The 21,577-nt window shown below is 58.6% G+C and carries 21 protein-coding genes and 1 tRNA gene; all 22 read left to right on the forward strand.

From position 1 onward, the window contains the following. Positions 1 to 15: 15 nt before the first annotated feature. Positions 16 to 1,524 (forward strand): ABC transporter substrate-binding protein, encoded by a 1,509-nt coding sequence (locus AC5SEO_RS00410; RefSeq protein WP_174068930.1) that lies wholly within the window; start codon positions 16 to 18, stop codon positions 1,522 to 1,524. A gap of 73 nt (positions 1,525 to 1,597) precedes the next feature. Further along, positions 1,598 to 2,512 (forward strand): ABC transporter permease, encoded by a 915-nt coding sequence (locus AC5SEO_RS00415; protein ID WP_003511517.1) that lies wholly within the window; start codon positions 1,598 to 1,600, stop codon positions 2,510 to 2,512. Positions 2,513 to 2,526: 14 nt separating this feature from the next. Continuing rightward, positions 2,527 to 3,450 (forward strand): ABC transporter permease, encoded by a 924-nt coding sequence (locus AC5SEO_RS00420; protein ID WP_112178520.1) that lies wholly within the window; start codon positions 2,527 to 2,529, stop codon positions 3,448 to 3,450. Beyond that, positions 3,443 to 5,083: an ABC transporter ATP-binding protein gene (locus AC5SEO_RS00425; RefSeq protein ID WP_174068929.1), complete on the forward strand. Its 1,641-nt coding sequence runs from the start codon at positions 3,443 to 3,445 to the stop codon at positions 5,081 to 5,083. The genes AC5SEO_RS00420 and AC5SEO_RS00425 overlap by 8 nt, the downstream gene beginning before the upstream one ends. Then, positions 5,080 to 5,961, forward strand: a complete 882-nt coding sequence (locus AC5SEO_RS00430) for a dihydrodipicolinate synthase family protein (protein ID WP_174068928.1) — start codon at positions 5,080 to 5,082, stop codon at positions 5,959 to 5,961. Before AC5SEO_RS00425 ends, AC5SEO_RS00430 begins: the two co-directional genes overlap by 4 nt. A gap of 197 nt (positions 5,962 to 6,158) precedes the next feature. After that, positions 6,159 to 6,248 (forward strand) — tRNA-Ser (locus AC5SEO_RS00435). 317 nt (positions 6,249 to 6,565) lie between these two features. Further along, entirely contained in the window at positions 6,566 to 6,928 is a 363-nt protein-coding gene (locus tag AC5SEO_RS00440; protein ID WP_003511512.1) for a hypothetical protein, read from the forward strand. A gap of 296 nt (positions 6,929 to 7,224) precedes the next feature. Continuing rightward, positions 7,225 to 7,902 carry a helix-turn-helix domain-containing protein gene (locus AC5SEO_RS00445; protein ID WP_019564961.1) on the forward strand — a complete coding sequence of 226 codons (678 nt, stop codon included), beginning with the start codon at positions 7,225 to 7,227 and terminating at the stop codon, positions 7,900 to 7,902. A gap of 96 nt (positions 7,903 to 7,998) precedes the next feature. Further along, complete coding sequence (locus AC5SEO_RS00450; RefSeq protein ID WP_019564960.1) at positions 7,999 to 8,904, forward strand: class II glutamine amidotransferase; 906 nt, start codon at positions 7,999 to 8,001, stop codon at positions 8,902 to 8,904. Between the two features lie 35 nt (positions 8,905 to 8,939). Then, the gene (locus AC5SEO_RS00455) at positions 8,940 to 9,626 is read left to right on the forward strand and encodes a GltB/FmdC/FwdC-like GXGXG domain-containing protein (RefSeq protein WP_003511508.1); all 687 of its coding nucleotides are present in this window, start codon (positions 8,940 to 8,942) and stop codon (positions 9,624 to 9,626) included. A gap of 16 nt (positions 9,627 to 9,642) precedes the next feature. Next, complete coding sequence (locus AC5SEO_RS00460; protein ID WP_174068926.1) at positions 9,643 to 10,971, forward strand: FMN-binding glutamate synthase family protein; 1,329 nt, start codon at positions 9,643 to 9,645, stop codon at positions 10,969 to 10,971. Between the two features lie 83 nt (positions 10,972 to 11,054). Then, the gene (glnT, locus tag AC5SEO_RS00465; RefSeq protein ID WP_003511506.1) at positions 11,055 to 12,362 is read left to right on the forward strand and encodes a type III glutamate--ammonia ligase; all 1,308 of its coding nucleotides are present in this window, start codon (positions 11,055 to 11,057) and stop codon (positions 12,360 to 12,362) included. 91 nt (positions 12,363 to 12,453) lie between these two features. Then, positions 12,454 to 13,338 carry a formyltetrahydrofolate deformylase gene (gene purU / locus AC5SEO_RS00470; protein ID WP_003511505.1) on the forward strand — a complete coding sequence of 295 codons (885 nt, stop codon included), beginning with the start codon at positions 12,454 to 12,456 and terminating at the stop codon, positions 13,336 to 13,338. A 144-nt stretch (positions 13,339 to 13,482) separates the two neighbouring features. Next, entirely contained in the window at positions 13,483 to 14,178 is a 696-nt protein-coding gene (locus tag AC5SEO_RS00475; protein ID WP_003511504.1) for a GntR family transcriptional regulator, read from the forward strand. A gap of 183 nt (positions 14,179 to 14,361) precedes the next feature. After that, positions 14,362 to 15,222, forward strand: coding sequence for a transporter substrate-binding domain-containing protein (locus AC5SEO_RS00480; protein ID WP_013761897.1), 861 nt, complete (start codon positions 14,362 to 14,364; stop codon positions 15,220 to 15,222). A gap of 76 nt (positions 15,223 to 15,298) precedes the next feature. Beyond that, positions 15,299 to 15,988: an amino acid ABC transporter permease gene (locus AC5SEO_RS00485; RefSeq protein WP_003511502.1), complete on the forward strand. Its 690-nt coding sequence runs from the start codon at positions 15,299 to 15,301 to the stop codon at positions 15,986 to 15,988. Positions 15,989 to 16,017: 29 nt separating this feature from the next. Further along, on the forward strand, positions 16,018 to 16,749 hold the full coding sequence (locus tag AC5SEO_RS00490; RefSeq protein ID WP_025595347.1) for an amino acid ABC transporter ATP-binding protein: 732 nt from the start codon (positions 16,018 to 16,020) through the stop codon (positions 16,747 to 16,749). A 97-nt stretch (positions 16,750 to 16,846) separates the two neighbouring features. Then, positions 16,847 to 18,025 carry an iron-containing alcohol dehydrogenase gene (locus tag AC5SEO_RS00495; protein ID WP_003511500.1) on the forward strand — a complete coding sequence of 393 codons (1,179 nt, stop codon included), beginning with the start codon at positions 16,847 to 16,849 and terminating at the stop codon, positions 18,023 to 18,025. A gap of 118 nt (positions 18,026 to 18,143) precedes the next feature. Further along, positions 18,144 to 18,746, forward strand: coding sequence for an amino acid synthesis family protein (locus AC5SEO_RS00500; RefSeq protein WP_003511499.1), 603 nt, complete (start codon positions 18,144 to 18,146; stop codon positions 18,744 to 18,746). 11 nt (positions 18,747 to 18,757) lie between these two features. Next, positions 18,758 to 19,603, forward strand: a complete 846-nt coding sequence (locus AC5SEO_RS00505; RefSeq protein ID WP_019564955.1) for an alpha/beta fold hydrolase — start codon at positions 18,758 to 18,760, stop codon at positions 19,601 to 19,603. Then, the gene (locus AC5SEO_RS00510) at positions 19,600 to 20,538 is read left to right on the forward strand and encodes a flavin reductase family protein (RefSeq protein WP_112285914.1); all 939 of its coding nucleotides are present in this window, start codon (positions 19,600 to 19,602) and stop codon (positions 20,536 to 20,538) included. The genes AC5SEO_RS00505 and AC5SEO_RS00510 overlap by 4 nt, the downstream gene beginning before the upstream one ends. Further along, on the forward strand, positions 20,535 to 21,575 hold the full coding sequence (locus AC5SEO_RS00515) for an LLM class flavin-dependent oxidoreductase (RefSeq protein ID WP_174068925.1): 1,041 nt from the start codon (positions 20,535 to 20,537) through the stop codon (positions 21,573 to 21,575). The genes AC5SEO_RS00510 and AC5SEO_RS00515 overlap by 4 nt, the downstream gene beginning before the upstream one ends. The last annotated feature ends 2 nt before the right edge of the window (positions 21,576 to 21,577 follow it).

Genomic DNA, 21,577 nt, shown 5'->3' on the forward strand with positions numbered 1-21,577 from the left:
TGGGAGGAGAACGGAATGAAGAAGTCATTGATTGCGGGCGCCCTTGTTATGGGTTGCCTTAGCGCCGCGGTTTCGCCGGCGCTTGCGGCGTCGGGGCCGATCAAGATCGTGCTGGCGGAAGAGGCTGACCTGCTGGAGCCTTGCATGGCGACCCGCTCCAATATTGGCCGTATCATCATGGAAAATGTCAGCGAGACGCTGACCGAGCTTGATGTGCGCGGCAAGAACGGCGTGCAGCCGCGCCTCGCTGAAAAATGGGAGCAGAACGCGGATGGCAGCTGGCGTTTCCACCTGCGTGAAGGCGTGAAGTTTTCCGACGGAACGGGTTTCGATGCCAAGGATGTCAAGCATAGCTTCGAACGCATCATGAGCGACAAGAATGCATGCGAATCCCGTCGTTACTTCGGCGGTATGACCGTCACCCCCACGATTGTCGACGACCATACGATCGACTTCAAGACAGAGCCGGCCCAGCCCATTCTGCCGCTCCTGATGTCGCTCGTCACCATCGTGCCCGAAGAAACCAAGATGGAATTTATCCGCGAGCCTGTTGGCACCGGACCTTACAAGCTGACCAACTGGACACCGGGCCAGCAGATTGTTTTGACTGCACGTGACGACTATTGGGGCGCCAAGCCGCAGGTGACGGAAGCGACCTATCTTTTCCGCGCTGATCCCTCGGTTCGCGCCGCCATGGTGCAGACCGGCGAAGCCGATCTTTCACCCTCCATTTCGCAGCTCGACGCGACAAACCCGAAGACCGACTTTTCCTATCTCGACAGCGAGACGGTCTACATGCGCCTCGACCACAACATCGCGCCGCTGAATGACGTGCGGGTGCGCCGTGCACTCAACCTCGCCATCGACCGGCAGGCTTTCCTCGGCACGCTGGTTCCCGAAGGTGCTGTGCTGGCCACCGCACTCGTTCCGCCGACCACCCTCGGCTGGAACCCTGATGTCAAGGTTTTCCCCTACGACCCTGATGGCGCGAAGAAGTTGCTGGAGGAGGCAAAAGCTGCTGGTGTGAAGGTGGATACGCCGATCACCATCATCGCGCGCACCGCGAACTTCCCTAATGTCACCGAGATCATGGAGGCGATCCAGCAGCAATTGCAGGAAGTCGGCTTCAAGATCGACCTCAAATTCGTGGAAGTGGCCGAGCACGAAAGCTATTATTCCAAGCCCTTCAAGGAAGGCCGGGGACCGCAGATCGTCGCTGCCATGCACGACAATTCCAAGGGTGATCCGTCCTTCACCATGTTCTTCAAATATGCCACCAAGGGCACGCAATCCGGTTTCTCGGACCCCAAGGTGGATGACTTGATCGAACGAGCATCCGCAGCCGTCGGCGATGAACGCGCCAAGCTCTGGTCCGAGCTCATCGTCTACCTGCATGACGATGTCGTGGCGGATGTGCTGCTGTTCCACATGGTTGGCTTCTCACGCGTCTCTGAACGGCTGGACTTCAAGCCCACCATCGCCACCAATTCGATGCTGCAGCTTTCGGAAATCGGCATCAAGTAAGCCGGTATCTCATCTGCCAAAGAGCGGCGGCGGAGCTTTAGCTTCGCCGTCGTGCTGAACACCGGAGGTAACCATGCTGAGCTTCATCCGAAAACGTTCCGTTGCGAGCCTGATCTCCCTGATCGGCCTCATCGTAATGGTTTTCTTCCTCTCCCGCCTGACGGGCGACCCGGCCGCACTGTTTTTGCCGGTGGAGGCTTCGGAGGAATTGAAGCAGCAGTTTCGTGCGCTGCATGGGCTGAACGATCCGCTGATGGTGCAGTTCCTGCGCTACGCGGGCGACGTGATGACGGGGGATCTGGGTGAATCGCTCAGGAAAGCCCGCCCTGCGCTGGATGTGGTGCTGGAGGCTTTCGTCTGGACGCTGTGGCTTGCGGTCATCACCATGTCGCTCGTCACCACAGCAGCAATCGTCGTCGGTTCGCTTGCCGCTTTCCGCTCCGGTGGCTTCTTCGATCGCATGGCCTCCACCATTTCGCTCATCGGCGCTTCCGTGCCGGATTTCTGGCTCGCGATCGTGGCGATCGTCGTGTTTTCCGTCAATCTCGCCTGGCTACCCACCTCCGGCACCGGCTCGGTCCTGCACTGGATATTGCCGATCTCGGTTCTGTTCGTGCGCCCCTTCGGCATCATCGTTCAGGTGGTGCGCGGCTCGATGATCGGTGCGTTGTCCTCTGCCTATGTCAAAACGGCGCGCGCCAAGGGTGTGAAATCGGGTCCGATCATCTTCATCCACGCCTTGCGAAACGCCATGCTACCGGTCATCACCGTCATCGGCGATCAGGCGGCAAGCCTTCTCAACGGCGCAGTCATCGTCGAAACCATCTTTGGTTTCCCCGGGGTTGGCAAGCTGATGATCGATTCCATTCTTCAGCGCGATTTCAACGTCGTGCTGGCAGCAATTCTTGTGACCGCGCTTGCGATCTTCCTGATGAATCTTCTGATCGATATCGCCTATGCGTTGCTCGATCCGCGTATCCGGCACTGAGGAGACGTTCAGCCATGAGCCTTTCAAACGCCGATACAGAAATCATTGATGAGCCATCCTTTGCAACGCGCATGCTGCGCATGTTGTGGGCGGATAAATTCGCCCTCTGCGCCGCGATCTTCCTCGTCGTCGTCATCATTCTCGCCTTTGTCGGCCCGGCGTGGCTTGGCGAGCTGGCGACGAAGCAGAACCTGCGTGGACGCAACCTTGCCCCGTTCGAATGGCAACGCGAATGGTATTTCTGGCTGGGGGCGGATGCGCTCGGTCGCCCGCTGCTGGCGCGCATGGTCGCCGCCACGCAAAATACACTGATGATCGCCGCCGGTGCAGTTTTCCTTTCCGCCGTCACCGGCACCGTGCTTGGCCTGATCGCCGGTTTTTCCTCCAACCGTGTTGGCCAGATCATCATGAGGCTCGCGGACGTGATCATGTCGTTTCCGTCACTGTTGATCGCGGTCATCGTGCTTTATCTGCTCGGCTCATCCATCCTCAACCTGATGCTGGTTCTGGCGATAACCCGCATCCCCGTTTACATCCGCACCACAAGGGCCGAAGTGCTGGAGGTGCGTGAACGCATGTTCGTACAGGCGGCGCGCGTGATGGGCGCATCGGGCAAACGTATCCTGTTCCGCCATATTCTACCCGTGGTCCTGCCGACGCTGACAACGCTTGCGACGCTCGATTTCGCCTATGTGATGCTGGCGGAAAGCGCGCTGTCTTTCCTTGGTATCGGCATTCAGCCGCCGGAAATCACCTGGGGCCTGATGATCTCGCAGGGGCGGCAGTACCTCACCAACGCCTGGTGGCTGTCCTTCTGGCCGGGCCTTGCCATCATACTCACCACCCTGTCGCTCAACCTGCTGTCCAACTGGCTGCGCATTGCGCTCGACCCTGTGCAGCGCTGGCGGCTGGAAATGAAAGGCCGCAAACATGGCTGACCATCTTCTCGATGTGCGCAACCTTTCCGTGGAGTTTCACACCGCAGGCGGTGTCGTGCATGCGGTGAAGGATGTTTCCTATCATATCGACCGTGGTGAAACGCTTGCGATCCTCGGTGAAAGCGGCTCGGGCAAATCGGTATCGTCCTCGGCCATCATGAACCTCATCGACATGCCGCCCGGACGTATCAGCGGCGGCCAGATATTTCTTGATGGCAAAGACCTTCTGACAATGCCGGCTGAGGCCCGCCGCGAGATCAATGGCCGGCGCATCGCCATGATCTTTCAGGACCCGCTCAGCCATCTCAATCCGGTCTATACCGTCGGCTGGCAGATCCGCGAGGCGATGACCACCCATGGAATGGACAGGGCGAAAGCCGAAGCGGAGGCGAGGCGGCTTGTCGCGCGTGTTGGAATTCCTGATCCGGACGGAGCCTTGAAGAAATATCCGCATGAATTTTCCGGCGGCCAGCGCCAGCGTGTGATGATCGCCATGGCGCTTGCGCTCCGGCCCGATCTCCTGATCGCCGACGAGCCGACCACGGCACTCGATGTGACGGTTCAGGCTGAAGTTCTTGCCCTGCTCAAGGAATTGCAGCGGGAAACCGGTATGGCCGTTCTCATCATCACCCATGATCTTGGCGTCGTCGCCGAAATCGCCGACCGGGTGGTCGTGATGGAAAAGGGCGTGCTGGTGGAGGCAGGCACGGTTCGCGAGGTCTATCGCAACCCAAAGCATCCCTATACCCGCAAGCTCATCAGCGCCGCCCCCGGCAGGGGCGAAATGCACGAGCCGAATGCGACCGGCGAACCGCTCCTCCGTGTGCGCGATGTGCGCAAACGTTATGGGGCTTTCGAGGCACTGAAGGGCGTTTCCTTCGACCTTATGGCGGGGGAAACCATAGCTGTCGTTGGCGAAAGCGGTTCCGGCAAATCGACACTCGCGCGCATTCTGCTCCGGCTCGACGAGCCGGATGCCGGCAGCGCCGAGTGGAACGGGCGTGATCTCTTCAAGCTTTCGCCTGCCGAACTCTTTGCCCTCAGGCGTGATTTACAGATGGTGTTTCAGGATCCAACCCAGTCGCTGAACCCCCGCATGACTGTGTTCCAGCTGGTTTCCGAAGCCTGGGTGATCCATCCGGACATACTACCCAAAGCGAAATGGCGCGAACGGGTCGCGGAATTGCTGCATCAGGTCGGCCTCTCGCCGGAACATATGCGCCGTTATCCGCATCAGTTTTCCGGTGGGCAGCGGCAGAGGATCGCGATTGCCCGCGCGCTGGCGCTGGAGCCGAAGCTCATCATCTGCGATGAAGCGGTCTCGGCGCTCGACGTGTCTGTCCAGGCGCAGGTTGTTGCACTTCTTGACAAGCTGCGCCGTGAAATGGGCCTCTCCTTCATCTTCATCGCGCATGACCTGCCGGTGGTCCGCGATTTTGCCGATCACGTCATGGTCATGCAGCGGGGAGAGGTTGTGGAATTCGGGACTGTCCGGCAGGTTTTCGAAGCGCCGCGCGAGGCGTATACGCGCGCCCTTCTTTCCGCCAGCCTCGATCCCGACCCCGATATGCAGTCTGTGCGTCCGGCCGATGCCGATCACACTATTGGAAATCCAAGCGGAGTTCTTTCATGACAAAACAAGCCTTCGTCGCGCTCGTGACCTGTTTCAACGAGGACGAAACCATCAATTACGAAGCGACCCGTGCGCAGGTGCGCCGTCAGGTGGCGGCCGGCAACAACATCATGTGCGCCGGAACTAACGGCGATTTCACCGCACTGACGCATGAAGAAAAAATCCGGCTGACGGAAGAGGTGGTGGACGAAGTTGCGGGCCGTGCGAAGGTCATCGTCAACGCCGGCATGCCCGCCACTTTCGAAACGCTGCAACTCGCCAAAGCCTTCGACCGCATCGGCGTAGACGGTATTGCCGTCATCACACCCTTCTTCATCGCCTGCACCCAGGATGGGCTGATCCGCCATTTCTCGACTGTAGCCGACGCCGTCGAAACACCGGTCTATCTTTACGATATTCCCGCCCGAACCCAGAACCACATAGAGCCGGAAACCGCCCGCAAACTTGCCGCCCATGGCAACATTGCCGGCATCAAGGATTCGGGCGGTGCGCAGCAAACGCTGGAAGCCTATCTACAGGTAGCAAAGGAGATTCCCGGTTTCGAAGTCTATTCCGGCCCGGATCATCTCGTTCTCTGGTCGTTGCAGAACGGTGCCGCCGGCTGCATCTCCGGCCTCGGCAACGCGCTCCCGCATGTACTTGCCGGCATTCTCAATGCTTTCAACGCCAGCGATATCGCCGAGGCCGAACGCCAGCAGGCGATCTATACGGATTTTCGCACCGATCTCTATGCGCTCGGTTTTGCGCCCGCCATGGTCAAGCGCTCGCTTTACCTTCAGGACCCATCCGTCGGCGCCAGCCGGCAACCCGCCCTTCTGCCGGATCAGGAACAGGATGACCGGATCGTGGAAATCTTACGTCGCTATCACCAGCTGTGACGCCACCGCCCGAATGTGACGTGCAGGAGTGAAGCCGTGTGGCGCCACGTGAAAAATATCCACAAAACGGCCAGAAGCCGAAGCATTTATACAGCCTTGTCCGTGACGAATAATTTGTGACACAAACACGAAATTTCCCTTGTCAGTCCCGCCATTGATGTTTATGAGGAGCGCGCAACGCAAGCGTTCGCGCATGCGGAGAGGTGGCAGAGTGGTCGAATGCACCGCACTCGAAATGCGGCATACCTGCAAGGGTATCGTGGGTTCGAATCCCACCCTCTCCGCCATAATTTACGCTGAGCCGTAAGATTTTTCCGAGATAGCCTGATTCATTCGTTTGTCGCTTTGATGCTGCAGTCCGCTAGCGAAGCCGGTGCCGCTTTGCGTCAGCGGCGGCAGACTGGTTGAGATAGCCGTTGGCTTCCATTTCGTTGCGTCCCACCCGCGATCTTCAGCACATGTTGGAGGCCCACAGGCCACGCTCCCGAAAAATTGGGATGCCGGCAAGTGCTCTCTCATATCCGCCATTGCCTCTTACGGCAGAGGCGCTATCATAATTGTGTTGTAGGACGATAAGCTTTGGGAGGAGCGATACGTGAGACGGATGTGGCCAGACGAATTTGCCTTTCTGCTGGACGGCGCGGAAGAGGTTGACCTGCATATTCCATCGGGGGCACACGACGACAGTTCGCCCGAAGAAACGATATCCAAGAAGGCTTTGAAAGCCCGCATCAGCCAGCAGGATTTTGAAAAGATTTGGCATCTTGCAGAGGCTCGCTATCGGCTGACCGGCAGGTTTTCGGGCAAGGCGATTACGCTGATCGCCAACAATCCTCACTATCAGAAATGGCATCCCTCCGACGGCGGCAGCGTCGAGAGCGTGTCCGATAGCGGTCAGAAATACACGACGCGCTATGTGATCGTGCATTTTCTCGTTGATGATGTTCGCGAGCTGGTCGAAGCCTGAACTCCGCAGGAACGGCTCTTGCCATTGACTGGTCGAGGGGCCTTTCGAAATCCAGCGGTGCCGGGTAATTCTTGGCACCGCTTGGCGGCGTCTTAGGCGTGAGCTTCAATATCAGCGTAAGACTACGATGGACAGCGCGTGTCCGTAGTCCACTGAAATGCCTCTATACTGGTGCCGTCTTTGATCTCTCCGATGGCAGAGTGACGTACTGACCTTCCGCAGGCTTTACCGATGCTGCGATGTAAAAATTTCCTCTGAATTAAAATAGTTTTCCTTTAAAGAAGGAAAAATGCTTTATGCCGGAGGATCACATGGCAAAGGACAGCACAAAGACCGAGCCTGCGCTTTTGTCGCAGGACCCGCATGCGGTTCGCGAGCCGAGGGTCAATAATCTCGAAATGGCGATCGGCCATGAGGTGCGTGCCTATCGCAAGAAGCTGGGCATCACGGTCACCGATCTCGCATCGGCCACCGGCGTATCGGTGGGAATGCTCTCAAAGATCGAAAACGGTAATATTTCGCCGTCCCTCACCACGCTGCAGACGCTTTCAAAGGCGCTCGGCGTGCCGATCACGGCGTTCTTCCGTGGCTTCGAGGAGCCGCGCAGCGCCACCTTCGTCAAGGCGGGCCAAGGGGTGAACATCGAGCGTAGAGGCACCCGCGCCGGCCATCAGTACAGCCTGCTTGGCCATATCGACAACAATACCAGCGGCGTCACCGTCGAGCCCTATCTCATCACGCTGACGACGGACTCGGATGTATTTCCTACCTTCCAGCATGAGGGCATGGAGTTCCTCTACATGCTGGAGGGAGAGGTGGTTTATCGCCACGGCGAGCAGCTTTTCACCATGCAGGCGGGTGACAGCCTGTTTTTTGATGCTGATGCGCCGCACGGACCGGAGGAGCTGGTGAAGCTTCCCGCTCGCTATCTGTCGATCATTTCCTATCCGCAAAGGCGGCTGACAAATGATTGAAAAGTTGCCTTAGAAGAAAAAAATATTCCTGATAGTTGACGAGATGGAATTCCATATGCTAGCTCTTCATTCAGAAACGAATGGAGGTGCCTGTCGATGTGCGGCATTGTTGGACTATTCCTGAAAGACAAAAGCCTTGAACCGCAGCTGGGTGAGCTGCTTTCGGACATGCTCGTGACCATGACGGATCGTGGACCGGATTCCGCCGGCATCGCGATCTATGGAAGCGCTGCCGATGGCAGGGCAAAAGTGACCATCCAGTCGGCCGATCCCGTCGCCGATTTTTCGGGCCTTGCCGAAGCGCTGAAGGAAAATGGCGTTGAAGCTTCGGTTGCGGTGAAAAGCACCCACGCGGTCCTGGATATTCCATCGGCAAAGCTCACGGAAATTCGCTCGGTCCTGGCTGCCATCCGCCCGAATGTGCGGGTGATGGGCTCCGGCGACAGCGTAGAAATCTACAAGGAAACCGGCCTGCCGAAAGATGTCGTCGCCCGTTTTGGCGTGCGCTCCATGGCGGGCAGCCATGGTATCGGCCACACCCGCATGGCAACGGAATCGGCTGTGACGACGCTTGGCGCACACCCCTTCTCCACCGGTGCCGACCAGTGCCTGGTGCATAACGGTTCGCTCTCCAATCACAATAATCTGCGTCGGGAACTGGTACGCGAGGGCATGACCTTCGAAACCCAGAACGACTCGGAAGTGGCCGCCGCCTATCTCACGGCTGAAATGGCCAAGGGCAAGGATCTGGGCGAAGCGCTGACCGGCGCGCTCGATGATCTCGACGGGTTCTTTACCTTCGTCGTCGGCACCAAATCCGGTTTCGGCGTGGTGCGCGATCCCATCGCCTGCAAGCCAGCGGTGATGGCCGAGACCGATCAATATGTCGCTTTCGGCTCTGAATACCGCGCGCTGGTCAATCTGCCCGGCATCGAAAATGCCCGCGTCTGGGAGCCGGAGCCGGCGACCGTCTATTTCTGGGACCATGAAAAGGCCGCGTGAAACCGTCATCGGCGCATATTGCGAAAGTCATATCCATGCCAGTTTTCGATCTCTCCCACACGCCTTTGCGTGAACTCAACAGCGCGCTCCATGGGCTTTCCTCGGGCGCAAACGACACCGAATTCGAAGTTGTCAATCCGCGCGGCCACCATGCCGTCGCTGTTGGCATCGACAGCCCCGTCATCGTCGATGTTCGCGGCTCGGTCGGTTATTATTGCGCTGGCATGAATGATGGCGGCACCGTCACCGTTTACGGCTCGGCCGGGCCGGGCGTTGCCGAAAACATGATGTCGGGCACCGTCGTCATTGAGGGCGACGCCTCGCAGTACGCAGGTGCCACCGGTCGCGGCGGGCTTCTGGTCATCAAGGGCAATGCCGCTTCCCGCTGCGGCATTTCCATGAAGGGCATCGATATCGTCGTGAAGGGCAATATCGGCCACATGTCCGCCTTCATGGGCCAGTCCGGCCACCTCGTTGTCTGCGGCGATGCGGGCGATGCGTTGGGTGACTCCCTTTATGAAGCGAAGCTTTTTGTGCGCGGCTCGGTCAAAAGCCTTGGTGCCGATTGCATCGAGAAGGAAATGCGGCCCGAACATCTGGAGAAGCTTGCCGAACTTCTTGAAAAAGCCGGCGTCTCCGATGTCAGCCCAAGCGAGTTCAAACGCTACGGTTCGGCCCGCACGCTCTACAATTTCAACATCGACAACGCCGACGCGTATTGAGGCGAGGGATTTTCCGATGAGCTATCACAACCCCTTCACCCCACCGCGCAAGTCCGCGACTTTCGATGATCACACGCTGGCGGAAATCCGCCGTGCGGCTGCGACCGGCATCTATGATATTCGCGGCGCAGGCACGAAGCGCAAGGTGCCGCATTTCGACGACTTGCTGTTTCTCGGCGCGTCCATCTCGCGTTATCCGCTCGAAGGTTATCGCGAGAAGTGCGATACGACCGTCACCCTCGGCACGCGCTTTGCCAAGAAGCCGATCACGCTGAAAACGCCGATCACCATTGCCGGCATGAGCTTCGGCGCGCTTTCCGGCAACGCCAAGGAAGCGCTCGGCCGTGGCGCGACCATTGCCGGCACGTCCACCACGACGGGCGATGGCGGCATGACGGATGAGGAACGCGGCCACAGCCAGACGCTGGTTTATCAGTATCTGCCGTCGCGTTATGGCATGAACCCCAAGGATTTGCGCCGTGCGGACGCCATCGAGGTAGTTGTTGGCCAGGGTGCGAAACCGGGTGGCGGCGGCATGCTGCTTGGCCAGAAGATTTCCGATCGCGTCGCCAATATGCGCAATTTGCCGAAGGGCATCGACCAACGTTCCGCCTGCCGTCATCCTGATTGGACCGGCCCGGACGATCTGGAAATCAAGATCTTTGAACTGCGCGAAATCACCGATTGGGAAAAACCGATCTACATCAAGGTTGGTGGTGCGCGCCCCTATTACGACACCGCACTTGCCGTAAAGGCCGGTGCCGATGTGGTGGTGCTTGATGGCATGCAGGGCGGCACGGCGGCCACGCAGGACGTCTTCATCGAAAATGTCGGCATGCCCACGCTTGCCTGTATTCGCCCCGCAGTACAGGCGCTTCAGGATCTCGGCATGCATCGCAAGGTGCAATTGGTCGTGTCCGGTGGCATTCGCTCGGGTGCGGATGTCGCCAAGGCTCTGGCGCTTGGTGCCGATGCGGTTGCCATCGGAACGGCGGCGCTGGTGGCGCTGGGCGATAACGACCCGAAATGGGAAGACGAATACCAGAAGCTAGGCACCACGGCCGGCGCTTATGATGACTGGCACGAGGGCAAAGACCCCGCAGGCATCACCACGCAGGACCCGGAACTTGCCGCACGTCTTGACCCAATCGCCGCCGGTCGCCGCCTCGCCAACTATCTGAAGGTCATGACGCTCGAAGCCCAGACCATCGCACGCGCCTGCGGCAAAAACCATCTCCACAATCTGGAGCCGGAAGATCTGGTGGCTCTGACCATGGAGGCTGCGGCAATGGCGCAGGTTCCGCTGGCGGGAACAAACTGGTTCCCGGGTAAAGGCAGCTTTTAAAAAACACAATGGACGGGCGCATTTGGGAGGATGTGGCCGTCTTTTTCGATGAAGTGTCTGATATTCAAAAAAAGGGGAATGACGTGACACTGGACCTCTCCAAGTTTGCTGCCGAAAAAGGCATCAAATATTTCATGATCAGTTATACCGATCTCTTCGGTGGCCAGCGCGCCAAGCTGGTTCCTGCAGAAGCGATTGCCGATATGCAGAAGGGCGGCGCCGGATTTGCCGGTTTCGCCACATGGTTCGATCTGACGCCCGCCCATCCCGATCTCTTCGCAGTGCCGGACGCCTCCTCGGTCATCCAGCTTCCCTGGAAAAAGGATGTGGCCTGGGTTGCTGCCGATTGCGTCATGGAAGACCAGCCTGTGGAACAGGCGCCGCGCGTCGTTTTGAAAAAGCTCATCGCGGAAGCGGCCGGGCAAGGGCTGCGGGTCAAAACCGGCGTGGAACCGGAATTTTTCCTGATTTCGCCGGACGGCGCGAAAATCTCCGATGAGTACGACACGGCGGAAAAGCCCTGCTACGACCAGCAGGCAGTGATGCGTCGTTACGATGTGATCGCGGAAATATGCGACTACATGTTGGAGTTGGGCTGGAAACCCTACCAAAACGACCATGAGGACGCGAACGGCCAGTTCGAGATGAACTGGGAATATGACGATGCGCTCCAGACGGCGGATAAACATTCCTTCTTCAAGTTCATGGTCAAGTCGGTTGCCGAAAAGCACGGGCTGCGCGCGACATTCATGCCGAAGCCTTTCAAGGGGCTGACCGGCAACGGCTGCCACGCCCATATTTCGGTCTGGGACCTGGACGGCAAGGTCAACGCTTTTGCCGACAAGGCAATGCCTTTCGGGCTCTCCGCAAAGGGCAAGACGTTTCTGGGCGGCATCATGAAACATGCCTCCGCTCTTGCTGCCGTCACCAATCCGACGGTTAATTCCTACAAGCGCATCAACGCGCCGCGGACCATCTCGGGCGCGACCTGGGCGCCGAACACGGTGACCTGGACCGGGAACAACCGCACCCACATGGTTCGCGTGCCAGGGCCGGGGCGTTTCGAACTGCGTCTGCCGGATGGCGCCGTGAACCCCTATCTGCTGCAGGCCATTATCATTGCGGCCGGTCTCTCGGGTGTCCGCTCACAGGCCGATCCCGGTCCGCATCACGATATAGACATGTATCGCGAAGGTCATACCGTGACGAATGCGCCGAAACTGCCGCTCAATCTTCTCGATGCGCTGCGCGAATACGAGAAGGACGAGGAACTGCAGCAGGCATTGGGCATGGAGTTCTCAAAGGCCTATCTGAAGCTCAAGCAGGGAGAGTGGAACGCTTATTGCGCGCAATTCACTGCCTGGGAGCACCAGACAACGCTCGACGTTTGAGTTCGGGTTTCCCCGCCGCCCTCGCGGCTTTTCCCCGCGCTCGTCAGACAGCGCGGGGTTTTTCCAATTTCGATGACAGAGAGAGTGCCGGATGACGAACTTCGTCCTGACCGTAACCTGCAAGTCCACCCGAGGCATCGTCGCTGCCCTTTCAGGCTTTCTCGCTGAAAAAGGCTGCAACATCGTCGATAGTTCGCAGTTTGATGATCTCGGTACGGGCCGTTTCTTCATGCGCGTGGGCTTCATTTCCGAAGAGGGAGCAAAGCGTGACGACTTGATGGCTGGACTGATGCCGATCTCGCAGAAATTCGGCATGGAAGTGGCGCTTCATGACCAGTCCGAGCGGATGAAGGTCCTGCTGATGGTGTCGCGCTTCGGCCATTGCCTGAACGATCTGCTTTACCGTTGGCGCATCGGGGCCTTGCCGATCGATATTGTCGGTGTCGTCTCCAACCATTTCGATTACCAGAAAGTGGTGGTCAATCATGATATTCCCTTCCACCACATTCCGGTGACGAAGGAAAACAAGCCACAGGCTGAAGCCCGGATCATGGATATTGCCGAAAGCACCGGAACCGAACTGATCGTGCTTGCGCGTTATATGCAGGTGCTTTCCGACCGGATGTGCGAGACGATGTCGGGGAAGATCATCAACATCCACCATTCTTTCCTGCCGTCCTTCAAGGGCGCCAACCCTTACAAGCAGGCCTATCAGCGCGGCGTGAAGCTGATCGGCGCGACGGCCCACTATGTCACCGCCGATCTCGACGAAGGTCCGATTATCGAGCAGGATATTGTGCGTATTACCCATGCCCAGAGCGCGGAGGATTATGTTTCGCTCGGCCGGGATGTCGAGGCGCAGGTTCTGGCACGCGCCATCCATGCCCATATCCACCACCGTACTTTCATCAACGGTAACCGGACCGTGGTCTTCCCGCCAAGCCCGGGCAGCTATGCATCGGAACGGATGGGGTGACGCGGCATTGCGACAAGCTGGTCGCGCGCTGTTGCCATAAACATGGTGCGCGGCTAAATAAGTTGGTACGCCATAATATAAAGAGCCAGAACCTGTTTTCACGCCCGGCGGGCGGAAGCGGGATGTGCCAAACGAGGTGATACCATGACCGGTGCTTTGCAGGGAACTGCCATTCGCGTTGAGCGTCCGACCAAGACGCTGAGGGAGCTTGCGCTCGACAAGGTGCGCGACGCCATCGTGAACGGTTACTTCCGTCCGGGAGACCGCCTTGTGGAGCGCGATCTCTGCGCCCAGCTGGGCGTTTCCCGCACCATCGTGCGCGAAGTCCTGCGGCATCTGGAGTCCGAGGGGCTGGTGGCGAATTTGCCGAACAAGGGGCCGATGGTTGCGCTGCTCGATCTTGCCGAGGCCAAGCAGATTTACGAAATTCGCGGTGCGCTGGAGGGAATGGCGGCGCGCCTTTGTGCGGAGCGTCGCGATCCCGCCATTGTCGAGGCGCTTGAGGCTTCGCTCGAGCATATTCGCGAAAGTTACGTTGCCAAGGATATGCCCGGTGTTCTCGCGCATACCTCGTCTTTTTATCATACGCTGTTCAGCAAGATCGACCGGCATGTCGCCTGGGGCGTCGTCAATTTGCTGACGGTGCGAATCAACCATCTTCGCTCCATGACGATCAAGACGAAAAGCCGCGATACCGAAGGTCCGGCGCAGATGAAAAAGATCGTCGATGCGATCCGGAAAGGTGACGGGGACGCCGCTTACAAAGCCGCTCTCGATCATGTCACCAGCGCATGCGCTATCGCCGAAGCCGTTCTCACCGCGCAAAAAACGGCTGACTGACGGTTTTTGGCGCTCCGTTCTGCTTGTCTTGCGGTTGCCCAGCTGGCGGCCGCAAGCTCTTGGTTTTTTGATTTTATGGTTGTTTTACAATAATTTAGAAAAACAAATGACCGCTTATTGACAGGGCAATCCGTTTGGTGTGATGGTATGCCATAATAAATAATATAAAGAGCGGAGCTTAATATGAACTGGAATCCGATTTCCCGGAAATGCATAGCCGTGCGCGCCAAAACCTCTCTGGCGGGCTTTGTCATCAGTCTTCTTGCCGGTGCGGCCGTTGCACAGGACTGCACGCCGAAAATATCCAACGATCACCTCATCAAGCCCGGCCATCTCGTGATGGCGACCAGCCCGACATTGCCGCCCATGGCCTATGCCGACCAACAGGGCGTGCTCAAAGGCCTTCGTATCGAGTTGGGTTATGAAATCGCCAAGCGCCTCTGCTTGAAGCCCGAATATATCAGCACGGAATATGCCACCATGGTGCCGGGCCTGCAGGGCGGCCGCTGGGACATGATCAATGCTGGCCTGTTCGTGACGGCGGAGCGGCGCAAGATCCTGTTCATGATCCCCTATGAGAGTCTCGCCATCAGCATTTCAACGGCCGTCGGTGCATCCGAGCCCATCACCAAGGTGGACGATCTGGCCGGCAAGGCTGTCAGCACCGATATCGGTGGCTATGCCGAGCGCAAGATCAAGGAATTGAACGAGGACTTCAAGAAACGCGGTCTTGCGCCGATGACCATAAACCTGTTCGACAATTACGCGACCGTCTATCAGGCGCTGCGGGCAGGTCAGGTTCAGGCCGCGGTCTCCATCGATCCTGTCGCCAAGCAATACCAGGATCGCGGCGAGTTCACGCATGCACTTTCCGGCATGTACCCTACGCCCGGTTCGCTTTCCTTTGGAAGCAAGGACGTCGCCAGTGCCGTCTCTGCTGCTCTCAAGGAAATGAAGGCCGATGGTTCGCTTGAAAAGCTGATGGGTGGTTATGGCGTGAGCATCGCGCCCGGCGATCTCGCCGTTCTTGGTCCAGAAGGCTGAAATCTCCTCCATCTGAACTGTCAGCGCGGCGGGAGAGTTCTCGCCGCGACCATTCCCGCATGAATTGGAGAAAGACGTGAAGGGTTGGAACTGGGAAGGTTTCTTCGAATATCTGACGAATTATTATCTTTTCGAGGGGGCGATGGTGACGCTCGGCCTCACGGTTTTTGCCATGACGGCGGGTCTTGCGCTGGGCTTCGTCATTGCGGTGATGCGCATGTCGAAATACCGGTTCCTCTCCGGACCGGCCTATTTCTACACCTGGATATTTCGTGGCACGCCGCTGCTGGTGCAGCTCATCATCATCTATACCGGCCTGCCGCAGCTCGGCATCAAGCTGACGGTTCTGCAGTCCACCCTGATCGGCCTATCGCTCTGCGAGGCCGCTTATCTGTCGGAAATCGTCCGGGCAGGTATTGCCGCGGTTCCCAAAGGCCAGATCAATGCGGCGCGCGCCATCGGCATGACCGAGGCGCAGGTGATGCGCTACATAGTTGCGCCGCAGGCCTTCCGCATCATCATTCCGCCGCTTGGCAATTCCGTCAATGGCGTGCTGAAGACAACGTCGATCGCCTCCATCATTTCCATGGAGGAGCTGCTGCGCCGCACGCAGGTTCTTATCCAGGAAAAGTTCCTCGTTCTGGAGCTCTTCATGGTTGCGGCCCTTTATTACCTCGCCATGACGACCGCCTGGGAACTCATCCAGCGCCGTATCGAGAAACGATTCGGCAAGGCCTACGGCCCAATGTCGGCTGACGTACACTAGGGAGAAGTCCGATGTCTCAAGCAACCAGCATGATCGAACTTCAATCCGTCAACAAATGGTACGGTCCGACCTTTCAGGTTCTGACCAATTGCAGCCTGAATGTAGCCAAGGGCGAAGTCGTCGTGATCTGCGGTCCGTCCGGTTCGGGCAAGTCGACGCTCATCAAATGCGTCAATGCGCTGGAGACGATCGGCAACGGCATCATCACCGTAAACGGGGTTGAGGTGACCAACCCAAAGACCGATATGCCGAAGCTGCGCTCCAAAGTGGGCATGGTGTTCCAGCATTTCGAACTCTTCCCGCATATGACGATCCTCGAAAATCTGTGCATCGGGCAGGAGAAGGTTCTCGGCCGCTCCCCTGCGGAGGCGCTGGTCAAAGCCAACGCCCTTCTGGAGCGTGTGGGGCTTACCGCGCATGCGAAGAAATATCCCGGTCAACTTTCCGGCGGTCAGCAGCAGCGCGTCGCAATCGCCCGCGCGCTGGCGATGGATCCGGTCGCCATGCTTTTTGACGAGCCTACATCGGCGCTTGATCCGGAAATGATCAACGAGGTGCTCGACGTCATGGTCTCGCTTGCGCAGGAAGGCATGACGATGATGGTGGTGACGCATGAAATGGGGTTTGCCCGCAAGGTGGCTGACCGCATCGTCTTCATGGATGGCGGCGAGATCGTCGAGATCGGCGAGGGTGACAGCTTCTTCACCAATCCGAAGACGGATCGCGCACGCTCGTTCCTGTCGAAAATCCTGGCGCATTGAGGCCACGGCGACCGGAGCGGGATGACGAAGTCCCGCTTCAGATCGTGTGCCTTAGGCCGTTCCGAACAACGCAGAATGATAGTGGCGGAGAACCGCAATGATAAACCGTGTCCTGATGCCTCGCGAAATGCTCATCGGCGGTGGCAGCCGTTTCCGATTGCCGTCACTGTTGAAATCTCTGGGGGTGAAGCGCCCTCTGCTCGTCTGCGATCCCGTCATGCAGAAACTCGGCCATGCGGATGCGCTTTTGCAGGCGCTTGGCGGCGAGGGTATCGATGCCGCCATTTTTGCGGATGTCGTAGAAGATCCAACGGATATATCCATCGCCACACTGGTGAAACGCGTTTCCGGGGGCGGTCATGATGGTCTCGTCGCACTCGGCGGCGGTAGCGCCATGGATACGGCGAAAGCAGGTGCCATCGTTGCAACCAGTGGCGAAGAGCTGCGGGCGCTGAAAGTTCCAAGGATCGTGGATTTTGCCGTCATGCCGGTAATTGCCATACCCACAACCGCAGGAACCGGATCGGAAGTAACACGCGCCGCCGTCGTGACGGACACGGCTGCCAGCGAAAAAATGCTCATCCTCGGCACTGCCGCTTTGCCCGTTGCGGCCATCATCGATTACGAGCTGACGCTGACCTGCCCTTACCGCGTCACGGTCGATACCGGCATAGATGCGCTGACCCATGCGCTGGAAGCGCTGGTTAACCGCAACGGTAATGCCCATTCCGAGGCGTTGGCGCTGTCCGCGCTGAAACTGATCGGGGCAAATCTCGAAAAAGTCGCGAACGACCCGCAAAACCGGGAAGCACGCGAAGCGATGATGCTCGGGGCGACGCATGCGGGTCTTGCCGTTTCCAACACATCCACAGCGTTGATCCACGGCCTCAGCCGGCCGGTCGGTGCCTTTTTCCACGTTCCGCACGGCATGTCGAATGCGATGGTGCTGCCGTTGGTCACACAATTTTCGTTGAATTCCGCTCTACCGCAATATGCCGCCGCCGCCCGCGCACTTGGTTGCGCCAGTTCGACGGACAGCGACCAGATTGCAGGCGCAAAGATGGTGGAGGCTTTCATCGGCCTGAACAGGCGGTTGAAGGTGCCGACCCCGCAGGAATTCGGTATCGACAAAACCCGCTATCTCGATCTTTTGCCGGAAATGGTGCGGCAAGGCCTCGCCTCCGGCACACCGGCAAATAACCCACGGGTTCCGACGGCAGCGGAAATGACGCGCCTTTACGAACTGGCCTTTGACGGCCGCATGGAAGGCCCTTGAGCCATAATATCCTGCAAGAATTGTCATTTTTCGCAACTTCAAGCCACAGATTTCCGCCACTTGACACTTTCGTATTATGGCATACCATAAGACATCATATTTATCGGAGAGAACGCCAATGCCCATCCAGATCCGTAAGACCCTGTTGCAGGTCGAAACAACGTTGATTGAAGGAGGCAAGGCCGCAGCGACACCTTTGAAGCTGTTCACCGCCATCGCGGTCGTGAAAAACCCCTGGGCTGGAAAAGGCTTCGTGGATGATCTCAAACCGGAAATCCACGCCGGGGCGCCGGTGCTGGGCGAACTGCTGACGAAGATGATCCTCGATGCCGTGGGTTCCGGCGAAGCGGTGGAGGCCTATGGCAAGGCGGCCGTCGTCGGGCTGGATGGTGAGATCGAACATGCCTCCGCGCTCATTCACACGCTGCGTTTCGGCAATCACTATCGTCAGGCTGTGGGTGCCAAGTCCTATCTGGCCTTCTGCAATACGCGTGGTCCCGGCAATGCGCCGATCATGATCCCGTTAATGGACAAGAACGATGAAGGTCGCCGTTCGCACTACCTGACTATCCAGACCTCCGTTCCCGATGCTCCGGCTGCCGATGAGATCGTCGTGGCGCTCGGTGCTTCAGTCGGCGGTAGGCCTCATCACCGCATCGGCGACCGCTATCAGGATCTGAAGGATCTCGGTCAGGATGTTGCCAACCCGGCGGGTGTTTGAGGGTGATGCAAATGCAGGAGGCCGCCACCACGTCACGGGTCAATGCTGCAAAGGCAGGTGCTGCCGCGCTCCCTCGCAAGGTGACCGAGGGCGGGGCGGCCTATTTCGAGGCAGGCGCGGGTGAAGACCTGATCCTCATTCACGGTGTGGGAATGCGGCTGGAAGCCTGGAAGCCGCAGATCGAAATCTTTTCAAAGACGCACCGTGTCATCGCGGTAGATATGCCGGGGCATGGCGGCAGTGAACGCCTGCCAGCGGGCAGCTCGCTCAAGGATTTTGTCGGCTGGTTCGGCCGCTTTCTTGACGATATGCGGATCGCGCGTGCCAATGTGGCCGGGCACTCCATGGGTGCGCTGATTTCCGGCGGTGCCGCTGCAACCTTTGGAGATCGAATTGCGCGCGTTGGTTATCTGAACGGCGTCTACCGCCGTGATCCGGCCGCGAAGGCTGCGGTTCTTGCACGCGCGGCTGCCATCCGGACCACCGGCGTGGACAAGGAAGGCCCTTTGTTACGCTGGTTCGGCGACGATCCAAAGAGCCAGCAGGCGCGGGAGTTGACGCGGGGCTGGCTGGAAATGGTCGATCCCGAAGGTTACGCGGTTGCCTATACCGCATTTGCGGGCGGCGACGAGACCTATGCGGATCGGTGGCCCTCGGTCATCTGCCCGGCTCTTTTCCTGACGGGTTCGGACGACCCCAATTCGACGCCGTTGATGGCCGAGCAGATGGCGGCGATCACACCGCGCGGTTACGCCCGCGTCGTTGAGGCGCACCGGCATATGGTCAACCTGACCGCACCTGAAACTGTCAATGCAATGATGGCCGAATGGCTGGCTTTAGAGGAGGAGCCGCAATGACTGTTGCAACCCTTGATCCGCGCGCTTTGCGCGATGCATTCGGCGCTTTCGTTACGGGAGTAACAATCGTGACCGCCCGGGACGATGCAGGAAAGCCCATCGGTTTTACCGCCAACTCCTTCACCTCGGTTTCGCTCGATCCGCCGTTGCTGCTGATCTGCCTTGCCCGTAGCTCGCGCAATTTCGCGACGATGACGGGCACCAAAAACTTCGCGGTCAATATTCTGTCGGAAAGCCAGAAGGACCTCTCCAACACCTTCGCCCGGCCGGTCGAAGACCGTTTCGCCACCGCCAGCTGGTTGGATGCGCCGAAGGGCTCCCCGGTCTTTGCAGACGTCGCGGCCTGGTTCGAATGTTCGATGCAGGAGGTTATCGAGGCCGGCGATCATGTCATTCTGCTCGGCCGTATCGAGGCTTTCGACAATAGCGGCCTGAACGGTCTCGGTTATGCGCGCGGCGGCTATTTCACGCCGATGCTGGCTGCAAAGGCGGTATCGGCAGCGGCAGAGGGCGATATCGTCGTGGGCGCCGTTCTGGAACGGCGCGGCGAGATTTACCTCGTTGGCGACGACGTGCTGTCACTTCCCGGCTGTGTCGTGGCAAGCGGCGATCCGGTCGCGGCGCTGACATCACGTCTCGAAGACCTGACGGGTCTCTCCGTCAAAACGGGATTTCTCTACTCGGTTTATGAGAACAAGACGGATGGGCGCCAACACGTCGTCTATCACGCGCTTGCCGATGGCGATCAAGCGCCGCGCGAGGGCCGATTTCTGTTGCCCGGCGCGCTGGCTTCGGCAAAATTCGACTCCGGCGCTACGGCGGATATCGTCAATCGTTTCGTGCTGGAAAGCTCGATCGGCAACTTCGGCGTCTATGTCGGTAACGAGACTGCCGGCAAGGTTCATCCCATCTCCATGAAGGGGCCAAACCCATGAAATTCTCCCTCTTCGTTCACATGGAGCGGCTGGACGCCTCCCAGGACCACAAGACACTCTACGAGGAGTTCGTAACGCTTTGCGAAATCGCCGATCGTGGTGGCATGCATGCCATCTGGACCGGCGAACATCACGGCATGGATTTCACCATAGCGCCCAACCCCTTTGTAACGATCGCCGATCTGGCGCGGCGTACGAAGACGGCACGCCTGGGTACAGGAACGTTGATCGCGCCTTTCTGGCACCCGATCAAGCTTGCCGGAGAAGCGGCGATGGCGGATCTGATCTGTGATGGCCGTCTTGATATCGGCATCGCGCGTGGCGCCTATTCGTTCGAATATGAGCGGCTGCTTCCAGGCCTCGATGCCTGGGGCGCCGGCCAGCGGATGCGCGAGCTTATTCCGGCTGTCAAAGGGGTGTGGGCGGGTGACTACACCCACGACGGCGAATTCTTCAAGTTCCCGGCCACCACATCGGCTCCCAAACCGCTGCAGCAGCCTTTTCCGCCCATCTGGGTGGCGGCGCGTGATCCGAATTCGCATGAATTCGCTGTCGGCAATGATTGCAATGTTCAGGTGACGCCGCTCTGGCAAGGCGATGACGAGGTGGAAACCCTGATGGGCCGCTTCAACGATGCCTGTGCGAAAAATCCGGATAAACAGCGGCCGAAAATCATGCTGCTGCGCCACACCTATGTCGGTTCCGGTGAAGCCGACATTGCCCAGGCGGCCCATGAGATGAGCGTCTATTACAACTACTTCTTTGCATGGTTCAAAAACGAAAAGCCCGTTCATCAAGGGCTGATCGAGCGTATTGCGCCGGAGGAGATTGTCGCAAACGCCATGCTTTCCGGTGATGTCATGCGCAAGAACAACGTTGTCGGCGATGCCGATGAAGTCATTACCCGGCTTAAGGCCTACGAGGCCATGGGCTACGACGAATATTCCTTCTGGATCGATACCGGCATGAGCTTCGAGCGCAAGAAGGCCTCGCTGGAACGCTTCCTTTCCGATGTCATGCCGGCTTTCAAGGAGTAAGA

The organism is Agrobacterium sp. K11, assembly GCF_059429395.1.

What these genes read in the sequence shown, in the direction of transcription:
- AC5SEO_RS00410 (WP_174068930.1), top strand. Translation starts at nt 16, where the DNA reads ATGAAGAAGTCATTGATTGCGGGCGCCCTTGTTATGGGTTGCCTTAGC.
- AC5SEO_RS00415 (WP_003511517.1), top strand. Translation starts at nt 1,598, where the DNA reads ATGCTGAGCTTCATCCGAAAACGTTCCGTTGCGAGCCTGATCTCCCTG.
- AC5SEO_RS00420 (WP_112178520.1), top strand. Translation starts at nt 2,527, where the DNA reads ATGAGCCTTTCAAACGCCGATACAGAAATCATTGATGAGCCATCCTTT.
- AC5SEO_RS00425 (WP_174068929.1), top strand. Translation starts at nt 3,443, where the DNA reads ATGGCTGACCATCTTCTCGATGTGCGCAACCTTTCCGTGGAGTTTCAC.
- AC5SEO_RS00430 (WP_174068928.1), top strand. Translation starts at nt 5,080, where the DNA reads ATGACAAAACAAGCCTTCGTCGCGCTCGTGACCTGTTTCAACGAGGAC.
- AC5SEO_RS00440 (WP_003511512.1), top strand. Translation starts at nt 6,566, where the DNA reads ATGTGGCCAGACGAATTTGCCTTTCTGCTGGACGGCGCGGAAGAGGTT.
- AC5SEO_RS00445 (WP_019564961.1), top strand. Translation starts at nt 7,225, where the DNA reads ATGCCGGAGGATCACATGGCAAAGGACAGCACAAAGACCGAGCCTGCG.
- AC5SEO_RS00450 (WP_019564960.1), top strand. Translation starts at nt 7,999, where the DNA reads ATGTGCGGCATTGTTGGACTATTCCTGAAAGACAAAAGCCTTGAACCG.
- AC5SEO_RS00455 (WP_003511508.1), top strand. Translation starts at nt 8,940, where the DNA reads ATGCCAGTTTTCGATCTCTCCCACACGCCTTTGCGTGAACTCAACAGC.
- AC5SEO_RS00460 (WP_174068926.1), top strand. Translation starts at nt 9,643, where the DNA reads ATGAGCTATCACAACCCCTTCACCCCACCGCGCAAGTCCGCGACTTTC.
- purU (WP_003511505.1), top strand. Translation starts at nt 12,454, where the DNA reads ATGACGAACTTCGTCCTGACCGTAACCTGCAAGTCCACCCGAGGCATC.
- AC5SEO_RS00475 (WP_003511504.1), top strand. Translation starts at nt 13,483, where the DNA reads ATGACCGGTGCTTTGCAGGGAACTGCCATTCGCGTTGAGCGTCCGACC.
- AC5SEO_RS00480 (WP_013761897.1), top strand. Translation starts at nt 14,362, where the DNA reads ATGAACTGGAATCCGATTTCCCGGAAATGCATAGCCGTGCGCGCCAAA.
- AC5SEO_RS00490 (WP_025595347.1), top strand. Translation starts at nt 16,018, where the DNA reads ATGATCGAACTTCAATCCGTCAACAAATGGTACGGTCCGACCTTTCAG.
- AC5SEO_RS00495 (WP_003511500.1), top strand. Translation starts at nt 16,847, where the DNA reads ATGATAAACCGTGTCCTGATGCCTCGCGAAATGCTCATCGGCGGTGGC.
- AC5SEO_RS00500 (WP_003511499.1), top strand. Translation starts at nt 18,144, where the DNA reads ATGCCCATCCAGATCCGTAAGACCCTGTTGCAGGTCGAAACAACGTTG.
- AC5SEO_RS00505 (WP_019564955.1), top strand. Translation starts at nt 18,758, where the DNA reads ATGCAGGAGGCCGCCACCACGTCACGGGTCAATGCTGCAAAGGCAGGT.
- AC5SEO_RS00510 (WP_112285914.1), top strand. Translation starts at nt 19,600, where the DNA reads ATGACTGTTGCAACCCTTGATCCGCGCGCTTTGCGCGATGCATTCGGC.
- AC5SEO_RS00515 (WP_174068925.1), top strand. Translation starts at nt 20,535, where the DNA reads ATGAAATTCTCCCTCTTCGTTCACATGGAGCGGCTGGACGCCTCCCAG.